General features: G+C 70.6%; 16 protein-coding genes and 1 pseudogene. 11 read left to right on the top strand and 6 right to left on the bottom strand.

Annotated features, from left to right (window positions below; all coding sequences use genetic code 11):
• Positions 1–65 precede the first annotated feature (65 nt).
• Both glp and galU read right to left on the bottom strand, forming a co-directional pair.
• Complete coding sequence (gene glp / locus OHO27_RS24200) at positions 66–1,394, bottom strand: molybdotransferase-like divisome protein Glp (protein WP_328427082.1); 1,329 nt, start codon at positions 1,392–1,394, stop codon at positions 66–68.
• 4 nt (positions 1,395–1,398) lie between these two features.
• Complete coding sequence (gene galU, locus OHO27_RS24195; protein WP_328427081.1) at positions 1,399–2,301, bottom strand: UTP--glucose-1-phosphate uridylyltransferase GalU; 903 nt, start codon at positions 2,299–2,301, stop codon at positions 1,399–1,401.
• Positions 2,302–2,362: 61 nt separating this feature from the next.
• Between galU and OHO27_RS24190 the strand changes: the two genes are divergently transcribed.
• Positions 2,363–3,016 (top strand): 5-formyltetrahydrofolate cyclo-ligase, encoded by a 654-nt coding sequence (locus OHO27_RS24190; protein WP_443059580.1) that lies wholly within the window; start codon positions 2,363–2,365, stop codon positions 3,014–3,016.
• A gap of 97 nt (positions 3,017–3,113) precedes the next feature.
• Here the strand turns inward: OHO27_RS24190 and OHO27_RS24185 are convergent, their stop codons facing one another.
• A complete protein-coding gene (locus OHO27_RS24185) occupies positions 3,114–5,894 on the bottom strand; it encodes a penicillin acylase family protein (RefSeq protein ID WP_328427079.1) in 2,781 nt (926 codons plus the stop codon).
• 228 nt (positions 5,895–6,122) lie between these two features.
• On the opposite strand from OHO27_RS24185, the gene OHO27_RS24180 reads away from it, so the two are divergent.
• From OHO27_RS24180 to mscL, 6 genes and pseudogenes are all read left to right on the top strand, one after another.
• On the top strand, positions 6,123–7,649 hold the full coding sequence (locus OHO27_RS24180; protein WP_328427078.1) for a potassium/proton antiporter: 1,527 nt from the start codon (positions 6,123–6,125) through the stop codon (positions 7,647–7,649).
• A gap of 297 nt (positions 7,650–7,946) precedes the next feature.
• Positions 7,947–9,237, top strand: a pseudogene (locus OHO27_RS24175) (MFS transporter).
• A gap of 67 nt (positions 9,238–9,304) precedes the next feature.
• Complete coding sequence (locus OHO27_RS24170; protein WP_328427077.1) at positions 9,305–9,628, top strand: FmdB family zinc ribbon protein; 324 nt, start codon at positions 9,305–9,307, stop codon at positions 9,626–9,628.
• Positions 9,629–9,705: 77 nt separating this feature from the next.
• A complete protein-coding gene (locus OHO27_RS24165) occupies positions 9,706–10,548 on the top strand; it encodes an S-methyl-5'-thioadenosine phosphorylase (RefSeq protein ID WP_328427076.1) in 843 nt (280 codons plus the stop codon).
• A 193-nt stretch (positions 10,549–10,741) separates the two neighbouring features.
• The gene (locus OHO27_RS24160; RefSeq protein ID WP_443059714.1) at positions 10,742–11,284 is read left to right on the top strand and encodes a hypothetical protein; all 543 of its coding nucleotides are present in this window, start codon (positions 10,742–10,744) and stop codon (positions 11,282–11,284) included.
• Positions 11,285–11,431: 147 nt separating this feature from the next.
• A complete protein-coding gene (gene mscL / locus OHO27_RS24155) occupies positions 11,432–11,890 on the top strand; it encodes a large conductance mechanosensitive channel protein MscL (protein WP_328427074.1) in 459 nt (152 codons plus the stop codon).
• A 4-nt stretch (positions 11,891–11,894) separates the two neighbouring features.
• Here the strand turns inward: mscL and OHO27_RS24150 are convergent, their stop codons facing one another.
• Entirely contained in the window at positions 11,895–12,080 is a 186-nt protein-coding gene (locus tag OHO27_RS24150; protein ID WP_328427073.1) for a hypothetical protein, read from the bottom strand.
• 99 nt (positions 12,081–12,179) lie between these two features.
• Between OHO27_RS24150 and OHO27_RS24145 the strand changes: the two genes are divergently transcribed.
• The 4 genes from OHO27_RS24145 (at position 12,180) to OHO27_RS24130 (ending at position 16,878) form a co-directional block, all read left to right on the top strand.
• On the top strand, positions 12,180–13,418 hold the full coding sequence (locus OHO27_RS24145; RefSeq protein ID WP_328427072.1) for a low temperature requirement protein A: 1,239 nt from the start codon (positions 12,180–12,182) through the stop codon (positions 13,416–13,418).
• A gap of 91 nt (positions 13,419–13,509) precedes the next feature.
• On the top strand, positions 13,510–14,538 hold the full coding sequence (locus OHO27_RS24140) for a P1 family peptidase (RefSeq protein ID WP_328427071.1): 1,029 nt from the start codon (positions 13,510–13,512) through the stop codon (positions 14,536–14,538).
• A 194-nt stretch (positions 14,539–14,732) separates the two neighbouring features.
• Positions 14,733–15,953, top strand: a complete 1,221-nt coding sequence (locus tag OHO27_RS24135; RefSeq protein WP_328427070.1) for a L,D-transpeptidase — start codon at positions 14,733–14,735, stop codon at positions 15,951–15,953.
• Positions 15,954–16,131: 178 nt separating this feature from the next.
• Positions 16,132–16,878 (top strand): DUF6227 family protein, encoded by a 747-nt coding sequence (locus OHO27_RS24130; protein WP_328427069.1) that lies wholly within the window; start codon positions 16,132–16,134, stop codon positions 16,876–16,878.
• Between the two features lie 334 nt (positions 16,879–17,212).
• Here the strand turns inward: OHO27_RS24130 and OHO27_RS24125 are convergent, their stop codons facing one another.
• A complete protein-coding gene (locus tag OHO27_RS24125) occupies positions 17,213–17,455 on the bottom strand; it encodes a hypothetical protein (RefSeq protein WP_328427068.1) in 243 nt (80 codons plus the stop codon).
• A 155-nt stretch (positions 17,456–17,610) separates the two neighbouring features.
• The gene (locus OHO27_RS24120; protein ID WP_328427067.1) at positions 17,611–19,734 is read right to left on the bottom strand and encodes a PTS fructose transporter subunit IIABC; all 2,124 of its coding nucleotides are present in this window, start codon (positions 19,732–19,734) and stop codon (positions 17,611–17,613) included.
• Positions 19,735–19,788 lie beyond the last annotated feature (54 nt).

Here is a 19,788-nt window from a genome sequence, read left to right as displayed (position 1 = left end):
CGGGCCCGTCGCGGTGCGGCGCACGGGCCTGCTGTGCGCGACACGGTACCGCCAAGCAGGGCCTCTCAGCCGAGCAGGACCACCTCGACCTCGGTGCCGGGCTCGACGCTCTCCACGTCCTCGGGGACGACGATCAGCGCGTCGGCGTGTGCGAGGGCGGCGATCAGATGCGACCCGGCGCCGCCGACCGGCCGCACCTCGCCGTCGGCGTACGTCGCGCGCAGGAACTGTCTGCGTCCCTTGGGCGAGCTCAGCGCCTTGTCCGCAGCAAGGGTCGCCGTCATCCGCGGCCGGTGGACGTCCTCCAGGCCCATCAGGGTGCGGATCGCGGGGCGCACGAACAGCTCGAAGGAGACGTACGACGACACCGGGTTGCCCGGGAGCGCGAGCAGCGGGGTGTGGTCGGGGCCGATGGAGCCGAAGCCCTGGGGCTTGCCGGGCTGCATGGCGAGCTTGCGGAAGTCGATGCCGCTGCCGGCCTCGTCCTCGTCGCCGACGTGCGACAGCGCCTCCTTGACGACGTCGTACGCCCCGACGCTCACGCCGCCGGTGGTGACCATGAGGTCGGCGCGCACGAGCTGGTCCTCGACGGTGGACCGGAGCGTCTCGGCGTCGTCGGCGACGGCGCCCACGCGGTAGGCGATGGCGCCGGCGTCCCGGGCCGCGGCCGTGAGGGCGAAGCTGTTGGAGTCGTAGATCTGGCCGTGCCCCAGGGCCTCGTCGGGCTGGACGAGTTCGCTGCCGGTGGACATGACGACCACGCGCGGGCGTGGGCGCACGCGCACCGTGCCGCGTCCGATCGCGGCGAGCAGGGCGATCTGGGGCGGCCCGAGGACCGTGCCCGCTTCGAGGGCCCGGTCACCCGCCTTGACGTCGCTTCCCTTCGCGCGCACATGGGCGCGTGCCTCGGCCGGCCGGTGGATGTGCACCTGGCCCCGGGCGCCGTCGGGGGCCAGGCTGCGGGCGCGCATCCCGGTCACCGGGCCCTCGCCGAGGCCGCCGTCGGTCCACTCCACGGGAACGACCGTCTCGGCGCCGGGCGGCAGCGGGGCGCCGGTCATGATGCGGGCGGCCTGGCCGGGGCCCACGTGGAGCAGGTCGGCCTGGCCCGCCGCGACGTCCCCGACGACCTCCAGGACCGCCGGGAACTCCTCGCTCGCGCCCGCGACATCCGCGACCCGCACCGCGTACCCGTCCATGGAGCTGTTGTCGAACGGCGGCAGGGAGACCGGCACCGTGACGTCGTCGACCAGGACACAGCCCTGGGCGTCGAGCAGTTGCAGCTCGATGGGTTCGAGGGGGCGGACGGTCGCGAGGATGTCCTCCAGGTGTTCGTCCACCGACCAGAGATGGTCCTGGCCTGCGGGGCGGGGCGCGGCGGCGGCGGTGCTCAACTCGCTACATCTCCTCGGCTACGTAACTGCGAAGCCAGGTCCGGAAGTCCGGGCCCAGGTCTTCACGTTCGCACGCGAGTCTGACAATGGCACGCAGGTAGTCGCCACGGTCGCCGGTGTCATAGCGGCGGCCCTTGAAGACGACGCCGTGCACCGGGCCGCCGACCTTCTCGTCCTGCGAGAGCTGCTGCAGGGCGTCGGTGAGCTGGATCTCACCGCCGCGACCCGGCTCGGTCTTGCGCAGTATGTCGAAGATGGCCGGGTCGAGGACGTAGCGGCCGATGATCGCGTAGTTCGACGGGGCGTCGGCGGCGGCCGGCTTCTCGACGAGGTCGTGCACCTTGACCACGTCGCCGTCATCGGTGGGGTCCACGGCCGCACAGCCGTAGAGGTGGATCTGCTCGGGCGCGACCTCCATCAGCGCGATGACGCTGCCGCCGTGCTGCTCCTGCACCTCGACCATCCGCTTGAGCAGCGGGTCGCGAGGGTCGATCAGGTCGTCGCCGAGGAGGACGGCGAAGGGCTCGTGGCCGACGTGCGGGGCGGCGCACAGGACGGCGTGGCCGAGGCCCTTGGGGTCGCCCTGGCGGACGTAGTGCATCGTCGCGAGGTCGCTGGACTCCTGCACCTTGGCGAGCCGGCCCGCGTCACCCTTCTTCTGAAGAGCGGATTCCAGCTCGTAGTTGCGGTCGAAGTGGTCCTCCAGCGGGCGCTTGTTGCGGCCCGTGATCATGAGGACGTCGTCGAGGCCTGCCGATGCAGCCTCTTCGACCACGTACTGGATCGCCGGCTTGTCGACGACCGGCAGCATCTCCTTGGGAGTGGCTTTGGTGGCCGGCAGGAAGCGGGTACCGAGGCCCGCTGCGGGGATGACAGCCTTGCTGATCCGAGGGTGCGACTGAGTCATGCCCGACACCATATCCGGTGCCTTTGCAGTGAATCTGAGGCTCCGGTTAATTCACTCTCATATGAGCGCATTAGGAAGGGTACGGGTGCGACCAGTGACTCACTCCGGACGTCCGGCCGACACTGACAAGCGAACGTTGCGGCGAGAGTTCATCTCGGTGAGGAACAGGTTGACGGCCGATGACCTGCGGGAAACGGCGACCGCGCTGGCGGGTCGGGCACTGGAGCTGCCCGAGCTCGCGCACGCGCACGTGGTGGCCGCATACGTCTCCGTCGGGAGTGAACCCGGCACGCTCGCGCTGCTGGACGCGCTGCGCGCCCGGGGCGTGCGCGTCCTGCTCCCCGCCCTCCTGCCCGACAACGACCTCGACTGGGGTGCCTACTTCGGGGAGGACTCCCTCGCCCGCGTCCAACACGCCGGAAAGATGGCCCTCTTCGAGCCCGCCGGCGAACGCCTCGGCCCGGACGCCGTGACCGGCGCCGACGTCGTGCTGCTGCCGGGGCTCGCCGTCGACGCGCGCGGGATGCGTCTGGGGCGCGGCGGTGGGTCGTACGACCGCGTCCTGGCCCGCCTGGAGGGCGCGGGGGCGCATCCCGCGCGCGTGGTCCTGCTGTACGACTCCGAGGTCGTCGAGCACGTCCCCGAAGAGCCGCACGACCGTCCGGTGGATGCGGTGGTGACGCCGTCGGGGGTGCGCAGGTTCCGCGAGGCCTGAGTCCTTTGAGGCCGTGGTGCCGCACAGGCGAAGGGCCCTCCACGCGTGTGTGGAGGGCCCTTTCGGCGTTTGCCTTCAGCTGCGCGCAGTCAGCGGCTCACGGCTTGAGCACCAGGGTGTAGCTCGTGCTCTTCTCGACGGCGTCCTTCGAGAAGGACCAGTCGAGCAGTTCGCCGTCGGCCCACTTGTCCGTCTGGTCGGTGTAGTGGGCGTTGTAGGCGTGCCCCGAGGCGCCGGTGAGGTTGATCCACTTCGACTTGTCGAGGTCGCCGAGGTTGACCACCATCCGCATCGACGGCACCCAGACCACGCCGTAGCCGCCGGCCGCGTTCCAGCCGCTGGCATTGACCGTGGCCTCGCCGCCGCTGAGCTTCCAGGGGCCGCGGTTGAGGGCGTACTGGAGGAACCCGGGGCCGTCGGTGCCAAGGGTCTGATTCTTCAGGAACAGGCGGTGCAGCCGGCCCCAGCTCCATGTGTCGATGTCCTTGCCGAGCTTGGCGGTCAGCTCCCAGCGGGCGTCGATCATGGCGCGCTTGAACAGGCTGTCACGGTCGGTGGCCGCGGGACGGGTGCCGTTCTTCGGCGTCGTCCACCAGTCGCTCTTCTCGTCGTCCATGAGGCTGCGCACGACCTCGAACCAGCGGTCGCCGCCGTCCGGCTGCGCCTGGTCGGCCTCGCGCTCGCCGCACTCGCGGACCTTCTCCGTCGCGTCCGCGGGGCCGGTGGTGTTGACCGGGTCGACCCACAGGCACTGGCCCTTGACCCGCAGCTCCTTGGGCAGCTTGTTGCCGAAGGCGAGCTTGAGGATGTTGCGCCAGACCGAGTTGAAGTAGGCGGCGGCCGCCGAGTCGGCGTCCTGGGTGTAGTCCCAGCCCTCCAGGAGTTCCTGTGCCTCCCGGACGTCGTCCGCGTCCCGGACCGTCTTGTCGTCGATGTCGATCTTCAGCAGCTTGGGCACCAGCAGCTTGGCGATCTCGCTGCTGTTGTCGAGCTGCATCTGACGCATGTCCTCGGTGGAGATCTTGCCGCCGTCGTCGATCTTCGACTGGATCAGATCGGTGATGCGCTGGCTGCGGGCGCCGTAGCCCCAGTCCGTGGTGAGCGTGTAGGGGTACTTCGCCTTGTCGACCACCGCCTGGTTGGCGGTGACGATGTAGCCGCGGGACGGGTTGTACTCGTACGGCAGCTCGTCGTCGTCGATGTAGCCGGTCCAGCGGGACTCGGAGTCCCAGCCGGGCGCCGGGACGGAGCCGTCGTAGCCCTGCGGGCGGGTGGGGATCCTGCCGGGCAGCGTGTAGCCGATGTTGCCCTCGGTGTCGGCGTAGATCAGGTTCTGCGAGGGCACGTCGAACAGGGCGCCCGCGGCGCGGAAGTCGTTCCAGTTCTTCGCCTTGTCCATGGCGAAGACGGCGTCCATGGTGGTGCCCGCCTGGAGCGCGGTCCAGCGCAGCGAGATGCCGTAGCCGTCGCCGCGGTCGGGGGCGGCGGTGTCGACGGTGGCCTTCTTGCCGACCTTCACCAGCTCGCTGCTGCGGTCGGACAGCAGCGGTCCGTTGTCGGTCTCGCGGACGACGATCTTCTTGGGGGAACCGCCGGCGACCTTGATGGTCTCCTCGCGCGTGGTGAAGGGGCGCGTCTTGCCGTCGTACAGGTAGCCGTCGCCGGAGAGCTTCTCCAGGTAGAGGTCGCTGACGTCGACGCCGGAGTTCGTCATGCCCCAGGAGATGTTCTGGTTGTGGCCGATGATCACGCCGGGCATGCCCGCGAAGGTGTAGCCGCTGGCGTCGTACTGGCACTTGCTGGAGACCGAGCGGCAGTGCAGGCCCATCTGGTACCAGACGGACGGCAGCGAGGCCGACAGGTGCGGGTCGTTGGCCAGCAGCGGCTTGCCGGTGATGGTGTACTTTCCGCCGACCACCCAGGAGTTGGAGCCGATGCCGTTGCCGTTCACGCCGACGGCGGTCGGCAGGTCGTCCAGGACGTCCTGGAGGCCCGACAGCTGACTCTGCAGGCCGGAGCCGTCCGAGCCGGCGGCCGTTCCCGTGCCGCTCGTGGAACTGTCGGTGGAGGAGCCCGCGGTGGACGTGGAGCCCTGCTCGAAGGTCTTGGTGGCCTCGTCGTACTGGCCCGCCTGGACGATCGTCTTGTTCCGGCCGTACGGGTAGTCCGGGTACAGGTCCTGGATCTCCTTGGGGCCCAGGCGGCTGGTCATCAGGGCGCGGTCGATCTCGTCCTGCATGTTGCCGCGCAGGTCCCAGGCCATCGCCTTCAGCCAGGCGACCGAGTCGACCGGGGTCCACTCCTGCGGCTTGTAGTCGTTGGCGAACCCGAGGGCCGCGTACTCCAGGGAGATGTCCTTGTTGCTCTTGCCGTCCAGGTAGGCGTTGACTCCCTTGGCGTACGCCTGGAGGTACTTCTTGGTGGAGTCGGACAGCGTCTTCTCGTACTCCTGCTCGGCCACGCGGTTCCAGCCCAGGGTGCGCAGGAACTCGTCGTTGTCGACCTGGCTCTTGCCGAACATCTCCGACAGGCGCCCGGAGGTCATGTGGCGGCGCACGTCCATCTCGTAGAACCGGTCCTGCGCCTGGACGAAGCCCTGGGCCATGAACAGGTCCGCGTCGGAGGAGGCGTAGATCTGCGGGATGCCGTAGCCGTCGCGCTTCACGTCGACGGGTCCGGACAGCCCGTCGAGCGTTATCGACCCCTCGGTCTGCGGGAAGGAGGCGCGCACGGTGCTGATGGACCAGTACGCCCCACCGGTGACGCCCGCCACGACGGCCAGGACCAGCACGATGACGAGCAGGCGGCCTCTGCGCCCCTTCTTCCTGCCGGACTTGCCGGGCTGCTGACCCGTGGAGGCGGTGGTGTTGGGGGGCATCGCTGTCCTTGCTGTCCTAACGCGAGCGGCAGGCGGTCCTGGAGTGCTGGAGCAACCATAGGCGCAGGGCCCGCTCCACCTTGACGCGGAGTGGGGAACCAGCGCGGACGGACGTTCGATCATGCCTGTCCGAGTGTCAAGAAATCGTCAAGAGTTAGGTAAGGTAACGAAGTAGTTGGGTGCGGAGAACCGCCACTTCGTGTCCTATGTACGTGAGCCCACGCGCGCGTGCGTGCGGGCCAGGGAAGGGAACGGCCGCTGACTGTCCACGACCTCAACCAGCTCCTGCTCGTCTGCTCGCTAGTCCTGCTCGTCGCGGTCGCCGCGGTCCGGATCTCCTCGCGCAGCGGGCTCCCCAGCCTGCTCGTATACCTGGGCATCGGCGTGCTCATGGGCCAGGACGGCATCGGCGGTATCAGCTTCAACGACGCCGAGCTGACCCAGGTCATCGGGTACGCGGCGCTGGTCGTGATCCTGGCCGAAGGTGGCCTGGGCACGAAGTGGAAGGAGGTCAAGCCGGCCCTTCCGGCCGCCTCCGCGCTGGCGCTGGTCGGGGTCACGGTGAGCGTCGGAGTCACGGCGGCGGCAGCGCACTATCTGGTCGGGCTGGAGTGGCGGCAGGCGCTCATCATCGGGGCGGTCGTCTCCTCGACCGACGCCGCCGCGGTCTTCTCCGTCCTGCGGAAGATCCCCCTCCCATCACGCGTGACGGGCACGCTGGAGGCCGAGTCCGGCTTCAACGACGCCCCCGTGGTCATCCTGGTCGTCGCCTTCTCCGAGCACGGTCCGATCGAGCACTGGTACGCGCTGCTCGGCGAGATAACGCTGGAGCTGGCGATCGGCGCCGCCATCGGCATCGCGGTGGGCTTCGTGGGCTCCTGGGGACTCAGGCACGTGGCCCTGCCCGCCTCCGGCCTCTACCCGATCGCCGTCATGGCCATCGCCGTCACCGCCTACGCGGCTGGCGCGATGGCGCACGGCAGCGGTTTCCTCGCCGTGTATCTCGCCTCGATGGTGATGGGCAACGCCAAGCTGCCGCACTGGCCGGCCACGCGCGGGTTCGCCGACGGGGTCGGCTGGATCGCGCAGATCGGCATGTTCGTCCTGCTCGGCCTCCTGGTCACCCCGCACGAGCTGGGCGACGACATCCTGCCCGCGCTCGTCATCGGGCTGGTGCTGACCATGGTGGCCCGGCCGCTGAGCGTCGTCCTGTGCCTGACGCCGTTCGGCGTCGCCTGGCGGGAGCAGGCCCTGATGTCCTGGGCCGGGCTGCGCGGGGCCGTGCCCATCATCCTGGCGACGATCCCCATGGTCGCCGGCGTCGAGGACAGCCGCCGCATCTTCAACATCGTCTTCGTCCTGGTCGTCGTCTACACCCTGGTGCAGGGTCCGACCCTGCCCTGGCTGGCCCGCAAGCTGCACCTGAGCCGGGGACCCGAGGCCGACGACCTCGGCATCGAGTCGGCGCCGCTGGAGCGGCTGCGCGGGCACCTGCTGTCCTTCGTGATCCCCGACGGTTCGAAGATGCACGGCGTCGAGATCAACGAACTGCGGCTGCCTGCCGGGGCCGCCGTCACGCTCGTCGTCCGCGAGGGAAAATCGTTCGTTCCGCTGCCGACCACGGTGCTGCGGCACGGGGACGAACTGCTCGTCGTCGCCACGGACCCGGTGCGGGACGCCGCCGAGCGCCGGCTGCGCGCCGTGGGCGCCGGCGGCAAGCTGGCCGGGTGGCTGGGGACGAACGGGACGGCCTGAGAGGGGGTCCGAGGGGCGACCTGAGGGACGGCCGGAAAGGGCCTGTCCAATCGCAGGTGGAGCGCCGCGTAGTGCTCGTTTTCACAGGATCAACAGCCGCTTTCCCCTGTACTATGCAGGAGCACCCAGATCGAACCAACTCTGCCTGACGCAGAGCTGGCGCGACCGTATGGCGGCCGGGACGTCCTTCCTCAAGTGGGCGCCGGTATCTACCGCAGTTCCGCGCAAGAGGACAGCTCTCGGCGCCGCCCCCGACCCGTAGGGGCCGCGCTACCAGGCGGCAGAAAGGCACGGGCCGTGGCATCCACGGTCACCACCGAGCCGTCGAAGGACGCGCCGGCCTCCTCCCGCCCGGGATACGGACAGCTGCTGCGCACCCGCGGCGCCTGGACGTTCCTGCTCCCCGGCTTCGCGGCCCGCCAGCCGTTCGCGATGCTGACCATCTCCATCGTGCTGCTCGTGCAGCACACCACGGGTTCCTACGGGGCGGCGGGCGCCGCCGCTGCCGTCACCGGTGTCTCCATGGCGCTGTTCGCGCCCTACAGCGGCCGCCTCGCCGACCGCTACGGCCAGCGTGCCGTTCTGCTCCCCGGCGTCCTGCTGCACACCCTGTCCGGCCTGACCCTGACGACGCTCGCCCTGACCGACGCGCCCCTGTGGGCCCTGTTCGTCGCCGCCGTGCCCACCGGCGCCTCGGTGCCGCAGGTCGGGCCCATGGTGCGGGCCCGCTGGGGCGTGAAGCTCCAGGGCTCCCCTGATGACGACGGCCGCGGCCTTCGAGTCGGTCACCGACGAGCTGACCTTCGTCGTCGGCCCGCTGCTGGCCACCGCACTGTGCACCGCCGTCGACCCGGCTGCGGGCCTGATCACGGAGGCCGCGCTCACGCTGCTCGGCGGTCTGCTGTTCGCCGCGCAGAAGAGCACGCAGCCCTCGGTCACCGCCGTCGGGCACGCGCGCGTGGAGCACGCTTCCGCTCTGCGCATCCCCGGTGTGCGCGTACTGATGGTGACCTTCCTCGGCATCGGCTCCGTCTTCGGCGGCATGCAGGTCTCGCTGGCCGCCTTCTCCGAGTCGATCGGCGAGGCCGGCCTGAACGGCGTCCTGTACGGCACCTTCGCCGCGGGCAACATGCTCTCCGGCATCGCCTGCGGAGCCATCGCGTGGAAGGTGGCCCCGCAGCGCCGCCTCCTCGTCGGGTACGCCGCCCTCGCGCTGACCGCGTCCGGCCTGTGGGCCGCGCACTCGGTGCTCGTCCTGGCCGGCCTCGGTCTGCTCGTCGGCATGTGCATCGCACCCGCGCTGATCACCGGCTACACGCTCGTCGAGAGCCTGGTCCCGGCCGGCGCCCGCACCGAGGCCTTCACCTGGCTCACGGGTGCGGTCGCGCTCGGCCAGGCCGCCGCCGTCACCGTCGCCGGTCAGCTGGAGGACCGCTTCTGGGGCGGCGCCGGATTCCTGGTGCCGATGGGCGGCACCCTGCTGGCCCTGGCGACCCTGGTGGCACTGCGCTCTCGGCTCGAGACACGGTCCGGCAGCCGTACGGTCGCACGTGGCGTGGGTCACCGCGTGCCGGTGGCAGTGGACTGAGCGGCTGGAATACGTCACTATGGACCGTCGTTAGCACTCATCGAGTGAGAGTGCCAGGAGGAAGACAGTGCCCACCTATCAGTACCAGTGCACCGAGTGCGGCGAGGGTCTCGAAGCGGTGCAGAAGTTCACCGACGACGCCCTGACCGAGTGCCCCGACTGCCAGGGCCGCCTCAAGAAGGTGTTCTCCGCGGTCGGCATCGTCTTCAAGGGCTCCGGCTTCTACCGGAACGACAGCCGCGGCTCCTCGTCGAGCAGCTCGTCGGCGTCGTCGAAGTCGTCGACGACCTCCTCGTCCGACTCGTCCTCGTCATCCTCCTCGTCGTCTTCGTCCTCCTCGGACTCGAAGCCGTCGAGCGCCGGCACCTCCGCCGGCAGCTCCGCCGCGTAGGAGTCATTCCTTACGGGACCCTGTCGTCATCCGGCGACGGGGTCCTCGGCATTTCCGGGTGCGGTTAGGGTGCGGGCATGGCGAACAAGGCGAACGTGGAACTCGGCGTGATCGGCGGCTCCGGCTTCTACTCGTTCCTCGACGACGTGACCGAGATACAGGTGGACACCCCCTACGGGCCGCCCAGCGACTCCCTCTTCCTCGGCGAGATCGCCGGCCGGCGGGTCGCTTTCCTGCCCCGGCACGGACGCGGCCACCATCTGCCGCCGCACCGGATCAACTACCGGGCCAACCTGTGGGCGCTGCGCTCGCTCGGCGCGCGCCAGGTGCTCGGCCCGTGCGCGGTGGGCGGGCTGCGGCCCGAGTACGGACCGGGCACGCTGCTGGTGCCGGACCAGCTGGTCGACCGTACGAAGTCCCGGGTGGGGACGTACTTCGACGGTCTGCCGCTGCCCGACGGCGCTGTGCCGAACGTCGTACACGTCTCCCTGGCCGACCCCTACTGCCCGACCGGTCGGGCGACCGCGCTGAAGGCGGCGCGGGGGCGGGACTGGGAGCCGGTGGACGGCGGCACGCTGGTCGTGGTCGAGGGACCCCGCTTCTCGACCCGTGCCGAATCGCTGTGGCACCAGGCTCAGGGCTGGTCGGTAGTGGGCATGACCGGCCACCCCGAGGCGGCTCTCGCCCGTGAACTGGAGCTCTGCTACACCTCGTTGACGCTGGTCACCGACCTGGACGCGGGTGCCGAGACCGGCGAGGGCGTCTCGCACGACGAGGTGCTGCAGGTGTTCGCGGCGAACGTGGACCGGCTGCGGGGCGTCCTGTTCGACGCGGTGGCCGCGCTGCCTGCGAACGACGAGCGGGACTGTCTGTGCACCAGGGCGCTGGGCGGGATGGATCCGGGGTTCGAGCTGCCGTAGGGGCCTGCGGGAGGGCGGAACTCCTCGTTCGGGCGAGGGAGTTGTCCACAACCGGTCGGTAGTCCACGGGCTCCGGCGGGCGGCGGCGCGATGCCTCATCGTGGCTTCGCAAGCCGTTCCGTCGTCACAGGTGGTGGTCCACGTGTCCGTTGCTCCGTCGTCCCCTTCCTCGTCTCCTCCCTCGTCTCCTTCCCTGTCTTCCTTCCCCGTTGCCCCGCTCCCGCTGGGCACGGACGCGCCCGCCGTCTGCGAGGTGCCGCACTTCGCCCCGGTGCGGGTGCGCGGCGGGCGGTACCGGCTGGGCCGGCTTTCGCGGCAGCGCAGGCGGGCCGTGGCAGCCGGGCTCGCGGTCACTGCGGCGGCGCTCGTGGCGGCGGGCCCGGGTGCGGCCGACCGGGCGCGCGGGCATCCGGTGGCGGAGCCGGTCCGCCCGCACCGGACCGTCGAAAACACGCGTGCCGTCGAGACGGTGTCCGCGCCGGTGCGGATCTCCGACGGGGCCACCGTGCGACTGCTGCGGCCCGGCGACCGGATCGACGTGATCGCCGCGGAGGAGAGCGTGGCGGGCGGCGAGGCCCGCGTGGTCGCGCGCGGGGCACGGGTGACGAAGGTGCCGGAGCCGCCGGCCGCCGCGAGCGAGAGCGGGGCGCTGGTCGTGCTGTCGGTACCGCGCTCCACCGCGGCACGCCTCGCGGGCGCGAGCGCTACGGCACGGCTGGCGGTGACGCTGTGCTGAGCCGGCTCACGCATGTCGTGCACATGGCGCTGGACGCCCTGTCAAGTCCCTCGTTCAGGTGGCCTGATTGGACAGGATGGCGTAGCCCTGACGTAGGTTGCGGAGCTGTTCGTTCCACAACCTGCGTATGCGAGGAGAGGCTCCGCGGTGAGCGAGAAGAAGGAACCGGGCGTCTGGGACGGCTTCAAGGCCTTCCTGATGCGCGGGAACGTCGTCGATCTGGCGGTAGCGGTAGTCATCGGCGCCGCCTTCACCAACATCGTCAACGCGGTGGTGAAGGGGATCATCAACCCGCTGGTCGGAGCGATCGGCACCAAGAACCTCGATCACTACAGCTCGTGCCTGAGCTCGACGTGCGAGGGCGAGCAGGGCATCCAGATCCTGTGGGGGACCGTCCTCGGTGCGGCCCTCAGCTTCGCGATCACCGCGGCGGTCGTCTACTTCCTGATGGTCCTGCCCATGGCGAAGTACCTGGCCCGCGTGGAGGCCCGCCGCAAGGCGAAGGAGGGCACGCAGGAGGTCATCGAGGTGACCGAGCTGGAGGTGCTCAAGGAGATCCGCGACGCGCTGATCGCACAGCGCGGCTCGGGGCACAACCAGCGGTAAGGGCTCAGAGGTGGTGGGGCGGCTTCTCGTCGAGGAAGCGCTTCAGGTCGGCCGCGCTGTCGCCGGCGGTACCGGGCCGCTCGCCCCACCCACGGTCCGTGTCGTCCGAGGACTGCTGGTCCAGCGGGTCGTCGAAGACCAGCGCGGGCTTCGGCTCGCGCGGTTCGGGGGCGGCGGGGGCGGTGCTCATACGTCCAGGGTACGGCCCGTGCGGCAACGGCCCCCGCCCCCGCACACGGGTGATCCCTTACGGGAGAAATTCCCCGCTCCATCTGCTGTGCTTGTCCCCATGACGTCCAGTTCCACTCCCGCGTCGGGCTCCCCCCGCCCACCCGGACACCGCCGCCCGCTGCGCAGGCTCACCGCCCGTGGCCGGGGTGAGGAGCACCGGGTCGCCACTCCGCTGGAGCTCTTCTTCGACCTGTGCTTCGTCGTGGCCATCGCCCAGGCGGGCATCCAGTTGGTGCACGCGGTCGCCGAGAGCCACGCGGGCCAGGGGATCCTCGACTACGCGATGGTCTTCTTCGCCATCTGGTGGGCCTGGATGAACTTCACCTGGTTCGCCTCCGCCTACGACAACGACGACATCCTCTACCGGGTCGTCACCCTGATCCAGATCGCCGGTGTGCTGGTCCTGGCCGCCGGGATCTCCCGGGCGTTCGAGGACCACGAGTACCTGGCGGTGCTGCTGGGCTATGTGATCATGCGGCTGGCCCTGGTGGGGCAGTGGCTGCGGGTGGCCAGGTCGAGTGAGGGCCCGGAGCGGAGAATGGCCCAGCGGTACGCCGGCGGTGTGCTGCTGTGCCAGATCGGCTGGGTGGGCCTGGTGCTCCTGCCCGAGGACGCCAGGCCCTGGCTGTTCCTGGTGATGGCGATCCTGGAGATGTGCGTGCCTCCGTTCGCGGAGAGGAACCACCCCACGTCCTGGCACCCACATCACATCGCCGAGCGGTACGGGCTGTTCACGATCATCGTGCTCGGCGAGACCATCGCGGCGGCCACGGTGGCGGTGAAGACCGGCATCGACGAGAACGACGCGCTGGGCGATGTGCTGCCGATCGCCGCGGGCGGGCTGCTGATCATCTTCGCCTCCTGGTGGATCTACTTCGTGGTGCCCATCCACGGCCATCTGCGCTCCAACAGACAGGCGTTCCTGTGGGGCTACGGCCACTACGTGGTGTTCGCGTCGGCGGCCGCGATCGGCGCGGGTCTGGAGGTGGCGGTGGAGCAGACCGTGGGCAAGGCGCACATCTCGACGCTGGCCGCGTCGGCCGCGGTGACCCTGCCGACGGCGCTCTATCTCCTCACGGTCTGGGTGCTGCACTCGCGTTACTTCAAGGTGGGCATCTCCCAGCAGCTGGTGCTGCCGACCGCGGCGCTGCTGGTGATCTGCTGCACCTTCCTGGGCGATTGGGCGGTGCTCGTGGCCGGCATCGTCACGGCGCTGGCGGTGGTGACCGGGGAGACGCTGACGGCCCGTAGGGCAGCCCGAGGGTACGGGACGACGGCGGAGACGCCGCTCGCCTGATACGTGGGACGGGTCAGGCGCCGGTCGCCCGACCGGCCCCGTCCGGCCGGACTTCGCGGGAGCGCACCGGTGGCTGGACGAGACTGGACCCATGACAGTTGACGCACTGACAGATGTCGCCGGGCTGCGGGTGGGCCATGCGACACGCACCGGCGACGGTTGGCTCACCGGCACCACGGTCGTCCTGGCGCCCGAGGGCGGAGCCGTCGCCGCCGTGGACGTACGCGGCGGCGGTCCCGGCACCAAGGAGACGGACGCCCTCGATCCGCGCAACCTCGTGCAGAAGGTCGAGGCGATCGTGCTGACCGGGGGCAGCGCGTACGGGCTGGACGCGGCGTCCGGGGTGATGGCCTGGCTGGAGGAGGAGCGGCGCGGGGTGCGGGTCGGGGTGGATCCGGCTCATGTCGTGCCGGTGGTGCCCGCCGCGTGTGTCTTCGATCTCGGCCGGGGCGGCGACTTCCGGGCGAGGCCGGACGCGGCCACCGGGCGGGCGGCGGTCGAGGCGGCCGCGGCGAGCGAACCGGGCGCCCCGGTGCGGGAGGGCTGCGTGGGCGCCGGTACGGGGGCGACGGTCGGGCCGGTGAAGGGCGGGATCGGCACCGCGAGCGTCGTCCTCGACTCGGGGATCACGGTGGCCGCGCTGGTGGTGGCCAACGCGGCGGGGTCGGCCGTGGATCCCGAGACCGGGGTTCTGTACGGGGAGTTGTTCCAGGGGCGCGTGGACTACCCGGAGGAGAGCGTCCACGAGGGCGCGCGCCGGAGCCTCGCCGAGAGCGCGGCGAAGAACGCGCCGCCCCCGCTCAACACCACGCTCGCCGTGGTTGCCACCGACGCGGACCTGACGAAGGCGCAGGCGCAGAAGCTGGCCGGCACGGCGCACGACGGCATCGCGCGGGCCGTACGGCCGGTGCATCTGCTCAACGACGGGGACACCGTGTTCGCGCTGGCCACCGGGGACCGTCCGCTCGACGCCGGGCAGCCCCTCGCGCTGAACGAGCTTCTCGCGGCGGGCGCGGACGCGTTGACGCGGGCGATCGTGCGGGCCGTGCGGGCGGCTGCGCCGGTGAACGGGCCGGGTGGAGTGTGGCCGTCGTACGGGGAGTTGTACGGGCAGCGGTGACAGGGACCGGTAACGGGGAGCGATAACGGGCAGGGGTAACGGAGGAGCTCCCCCGCGGGCGCCGCGGGCGATTGTCCCGGTTGTGTCACGTGATGGCGTTCACGGAGCACGTTGGGAACCCGGTCCCGTGGCGGTGGCCTCTTCCACCGTGGAACGGAACGGATCCCGTAGATCGCATAAAGATGGAGTAACTCGTGACAACGCCGGACATAGCAGCGCGGCGCGCAGTGGGGGCCTGTGCCGCCCTGATGATCGGCGCTCTGACGCTCACCGCCTGCGGTGGAGGCGCCAACGCCGATCACGAGGACGGAAAGGGCGGCAATGACTCGTCCAGTACTTCCGCAGCGCAGATCGCGATCTCGGCGAAGGACGGCTCGACGGGGGCGTCGATCAACTCGACCGGCGTAAAGGTCAGTGACGGCAAGCTGACCGAGGTGAAGATGACGGTGGCCGGGACGGGACAGGCCGTGCCGGGCTCCCTGGCCGCCGACGGAGTCAGCTGGAAGCCGAAGGAGCAGCTGGAGCGGGGGACGAAATATCAGATTTCGGCCACCGCGAAGGACGCCGACGGGCGCAGCGCCGCGGCCGACTCGACCTTCTCGACGGTGTCCAAGGCCAACAGCTTCATCGGGACGTACACGCCCGACGACGGCACCACGGTCGGGGTCGGCATGCCGGTGTCGTTCAACTTCGACAAGGCGATCAGCAACAAGAAGGACGTGCAGTCGCACATCTCGGTCACGTCCAGCAGTGGCCAGAAGGTGGTCGGGCACTGGTTCAACGGGCAGCGGCTCGACTTCCGGCCCGAGGAGTACTGGAAGGCCGGCTCCAAGGTCACGATGAAGGTCGACCTGGACGGGGTCGAGGGTGCGAACGGCGTCCACGGGGTGCAGAAGAAGACGGTCACCTTCACCGTCGGGCGCTCGCAGGTCTCCACGGTCGATGTCAGCACGCAGACGATGACGGTCGTGCGGGACGGCAAGACGGTCAAGTCGGTGCCGATCTCGGCGGGCAGCTCGGAGTTCTCCACCTACAACGGGCAGATGGTGATCTCCGAGAAGTACAAGAAGGTCCGCATGGACAGCCGCACGGTCGATCTCGCCAACGCGTACGACATCAAGGACGTGCCGAACGCGATGCGGCTGACGCAGTCGGGGACCTTCCTGCACGGCAACTACTGGTACAACCAGGGCAACCCGCCCTTCGGCAGCCAGGGCACCAGCCACGGCTGCGTCGGCCTGCAGGACATGAAGGGCGGGCAGGGGGACACCCCCGCCAAGTGGTTCTACGACAGCTCCATCCTCGGTGACGTGGTGATCGTCAAGAACTCCCCCGACAAGACCGTGACGCCGGACAACGGGCTCAACGGCTGGAACATGTCGTGGAACGAATGGGTCGCGGGCAGCGCCGCGTGACCCACTGAAGTACCGTCCGAGCAGGGATTCTTGACAGTTCGTCGGGCCGCGCGGGAACTTCTCGCGCGGCCCACGCGTTTTACCGGACGTACGTTTTCTCGGTTCCCGGACATGATGTCCGACCGAGGGGCTACGGTATGCACCCACAAGGTGACATGCAGCAACGCCGGGAGAAACCTTGAGCGTTCCGTACGAGACGGCAGCGTACGAACCACCCGAGTCGCCGGAGTCTCCGGAGGAGCACCTCGCGCGACTCCTCGGCCGTGCCCTGAACTCGTTCGAGCTGCCCGACGAGACGATACGACGGCTCGACTGTGCGCTGGCTCACGACAGCTCGCTGCACTCCGCGCATCACAGCGCGGGCCTGCATAGGGAGACGTACCGGCACACCTGGCTGCTCGCCGACGGGTCGGCGCTCACACTGTGGGAGCTCGTCCACAACACCGCGCGGGGCCGGGCCCCGCAGCACGAGGTGTACGTCGACGAGGAGGAGCTGCGCGCCGCGACCGGGCGGCTGCCGCTGCCGCCGGACGCGCCGGACTTCGAACTGCCGGTGACGGTGCAGCTGTCGCCGATCCCCGCGCCCCGGCACGCGTATGGGCCGGACGACTCGGCGGACCACGCGCGCCGGTTGCTGCGCCGCGCGGAGAACCCGGACCGGCCGGACCCGGCGACGGTCGCCCTGCTGACCACGGCGTTCGCGCACCAGATCACCCAGGCCTTCGGCCGCCCGGGCCGCGCGGGCCGCCCCGGGCTCTGCTTCTCCCTCTACGAACATGCCTTCCTGCTCCGCGACGGCCAGGAGATCTCCCTCTGGGAGGTCGAGCACACGGCCACACCCGACGGCCAGCACATGTGCGAGGTGTACACCAGCGAGGACGCGGCACGCGACGCGATGGAACGGCGGGCTGCACAGGTGCCGTAGGGGCGGTGCGGGGGCCGTAGGGGGCGGCACGGGCGCCGGAGGCGGTAGCGAGGGTGCCGGAGCCAGCAGCGTGGGTGCCGGAGGCGGTGGGCGCAGGTCCCGCTGGTCGCGACCGCGGGTGCCGCACGAGGCGGGTGTGAGCGCCGCACGGATGGCGGGCGCAGGCGGTGTGCGCGTGTTCCGGAGGTGCCGAGCACGGGTCCCGCTGGTGGCGGGCGCGATCAGGTGCCGGAGGCGGCGGGCCGAGTGCCGCAGGCACCGCGAGCGCATCTGCCGTATGTGGCCGGGCTGAGCGCCGACCGGGGCGCCGGGTCCGTCCAAGCGGCGCAGCTCTTCAGCGGCGGTCGTCGAGTTGGCGTACCAGGCCGGCGAACGCGTCCCGTTCTGCCGGGGTCAGTTCCACGGCTTCCTGGGCCGGGGCGGTCTGCCGCTGGGCCGGGAGGCCGGGAAGTGCCCAGGGAGTGGCCTCGGGACGGGTGCGGCGCAGGAGGCGGGCCAGCCCCATCACCCACAGCACAGCTGCCAGGGCGAGGACGACCGGGCCCAGCAGCTGGATGATCGAGACGTTCTCAGGCATACGCTCCAGTAGACAACACGGTCCGGGCCATTGGGCCCGGACCGTGACGTATCTCGCAGGTGCCGTGAACAACTCACAGTGCCCCAAAGGGACACGCGGGAGGCTGTCACCGCGGAGGCCGGAGGCCGGAGAGCGGAGAGCGGAGGCCGGAGGCCTTATGCCGCCACCGGCTGCTTCGCCTCCGCGGTCGTTGCCGTCGGCGGCTCGGCGGCTGCGACGCCCTGGGGGGCCGTCTTGCGCATGCCCTTCAGGACGATGACCAGGCCCGCCGTGACCGCCGTACCGGCCGCGATGGCCAGCAGGTACAGGAACGGCTTGCCGATCAGGAAGGTGACCCAGATGCCGCCGTGCGGTGCGCGCAGGGTCGAGCCGAAGGCCATGGTGAGCGCGCCGGTGACCGCGCCGCCCGCCATGGAGGCGGGGATCACGCGCAGCGGGTCGGCCGCCGCGAAGGGGATCGCGCCCTCGGAGATGAAGGAGGCTCCCAGGACCCAGGCGGCCTTGCCGTTCTCGCGCTCGGCGGTGGTGAACAGCTTCTTGCGGATCGTGGTGGCGAGGGCCATGCCGAGCGGCGGGACCATGCCGGCGGCCATCACGGCGGCCATGATCTTCATCGCGGAGTCGCTCGGCGCCGCGACCGAGATGCCGGCCGTCGCGAAGGTGTAGGCCACCTTGTTGACCGGGCCGCCGAGGTCGAAGCACATCATCAGGCCGAGCAGGACGCCGAGCAGGACGGCGTTGGCGCCGGAGAGGCTGTTCAGCCAGTCGGTCAGGCCGTTCTGCGCCTCGGAGATCGGCTTGCCGATCACCACGAACATCAGGAAGCCGACGACCGCCGAGGACACCAGCGGGATCACCACCACCGGCATGATGCCGCGCAGCACCGGTGGGATGTTGATGCGCTGGATGCCGAGGACGACCCCACCCGCGATGAGACCGGCGACCAGACCGCCGAGGAAGCCCGCGCCGATCGTCACGGAGATCGCACCGCCGACGAAGCCGGGCACGAGGCCGGGGCGGTCCGCCATGCCGTACGCGATGTAGCCGGCGAGGACCGGGACGAGGAAGCCGAAGGCCGCGCCGCCGATCTGGAACAGCAGCGCGCCCCAGCTGTCGACCTGCCCCCAGTCGAAGTGCTCGGTGACCGACTTGGCCTCATTGATCTGGTAGCCGCCGATCGCGAAGCCGAGGGCGATCAGCAGACCGCCCGCCGCGACGAACGGGACCATGTAGCTCACGCCGGACATCAGCCACTTGCGCAGCTTGGTGCCGTAGCCCTCGCCGGGCTCGCCCGCGCGCTCGACCGGGGTGCCCCCGCCGGGCCGGGCGGCGGCGGTGGCCTCGCCGCGCTCCGCCTTGGCGCGGACGTCGGAGATGAGCTCGGCGGGGCGGTTGATGCCCGCCTTCACGCCGACGTCGACGGTCGGCTTCCCCGCGAACCGGTCCTTCTCCCGTACGGCCACGTCGTGCGCGAAGATCACGCCGTCCGCCGCGGCGATCACGGCCGGGTCGAGCCGGGTGAAGCCGGCCGAGCCCTGCGTCTCGACGACCAGCTCGACGCCCGCCTCGCGGCCCGCGTTCTCCAGCGACTCGGCCGCCATGTAGGTGTGGGCGATGCCGGTCGGGCAGGAGGTGACGGCGACGATACGGAAGGGGCGGTCAGCGCCGGGAGCGTCGGGAGCGTCGGAGGAAGAGGTACCCGTGGCGTCGTCGGCGGAGGCCGCCACCGACGACGCCACGGAGTCTTGGGGGGCTCCAGAGCCTTCGGCACCGGCGGTGCCGACCGGCCTCTCCGCCTCGGCCGCCCCTTCCGCCTCGGCCGCCCCTTCCGCCGCAGGCTCGTCCCCCCGGATCAGCGCCGCCGCCGACGCCGCATCGCCCGCCGACCGCAGCGCGTCCGTGAACTCGGGGTTCATCAGCTGCCGGGCCAGCGACGACAGGATCGTCAGGTGGGCGTCGTCCGCGCCCGCCGGAGCGGCGATCAGGAAGATCAGGTCGGCCGGGCCGTCCGTAGCGCCGAAGTCGATGCCGGCGGCGCTGCGCCCGAAGGCGAGCGTGGGCTCGGTGACGTGCTCGCTGCGGCAGTGCGGGATGCCGATGCCGCCGTCCAGGCCGGTCGGCATCTGGGCCTCGCGGGCGGCCACGTCGGCGAGGAAGCCCTCCAGGTCGGTCACCCGGCCCAGGGCCGCCATGCGCTCGGCGAGGGCACGCGCCGCCGCTTCCTTGGTGTCGGCGGACAGGTCGAGATCGACCAGGTCCGCGGTGATCATGTCGCTCATCGCGGGCTCCTTCGCACGCGTATCGCCCGGAGAGTCTGGTGGGCGGTGAAGGGG

The organism is Streptomyces sp. NBC_00443 (genome assembly GCF_036014175.1).
Taxonomy (GTDB): Bacteria; Actinomycetota; Actinomycetes; order Streptomycetales; family Streptomycetaceae; genus Streptomyces.
Note: the sequence above shows the minus strand (reverse complement) of the source record. Positions and strands in the feature narration are given on the sequence as shown.

What these genes read in the sequence shown, in the direction of transcription:
- galU (WP_328427081.1), bottom strand. Translation starts at nt 2,301, where the DNA reads ATGACTCAGTCGCACCCTCGGATCAGCAAGGCTGTCATCCCCGCAGCG.
- OHO27_RS24190 (WP_443059580.1), top strand. Translation starts at nt 2,363, where the DNA reads ATGAGCGCATTAGGAAGGGTACGGGTGCGACCAGTGACTCACTCCGGA.
- OHO27_RS24185 (WP_328427079.1), bottom strand. Translation starts at nt 5,894, where the DNA reads ATGCCCCCCAACACCACCGCCTCCACGGGTCAGCAGCCCGGCAAGTCC.
- OHO27_RS24165 (WP_328427076.1), top strand. Translation starts at nt 9,706, where the DNA reads ATGGCGAACAAGGCGAACGTGGAACTCGGCGTGATCGGCGGCTCCGGC.
- OHO27_RS24150 (WP_328427073.1), bottom strand. Translation starts at nt 12,080, where the DNA reads ATGAGCACCGCCCCCGCCGCCCCCGAACCGCGCGAGCCGAAGCCCGCG.
- OHO27_RS24145 (WP_328427072.1), top strand. Translation starts at nt 12,180, where the DNA reads ATGACGTCCAGTTCCACTCCCGCGTCGGGCTCCCCCCGCCCACCCGGA.
- OHO27_RS24140 (WP_328427071.1), top strand. Translation starts at nt 13,510, where the DNA reads ATGACAGTTGACGCACTGACAGATGTCGCCGGGCTGCGGGTGGGCCAT.
- OHO27_RS24125 (WP_328427068.1), bottom strand. Translation starts at nt 17,455, where the DNA reads ATGCCTGAGAACGTCTCGATCATCCAGCTGCTGGGCCCGGTCGTCCTC.
- OHO27_RS24120 (WP_328427067.1), bottom strand. Translation starts at nt 19,734, where the DNA reads ATGAGCGACATGATCACCGCGGACCTGGTCGATCTCGACCTGTCCGCC.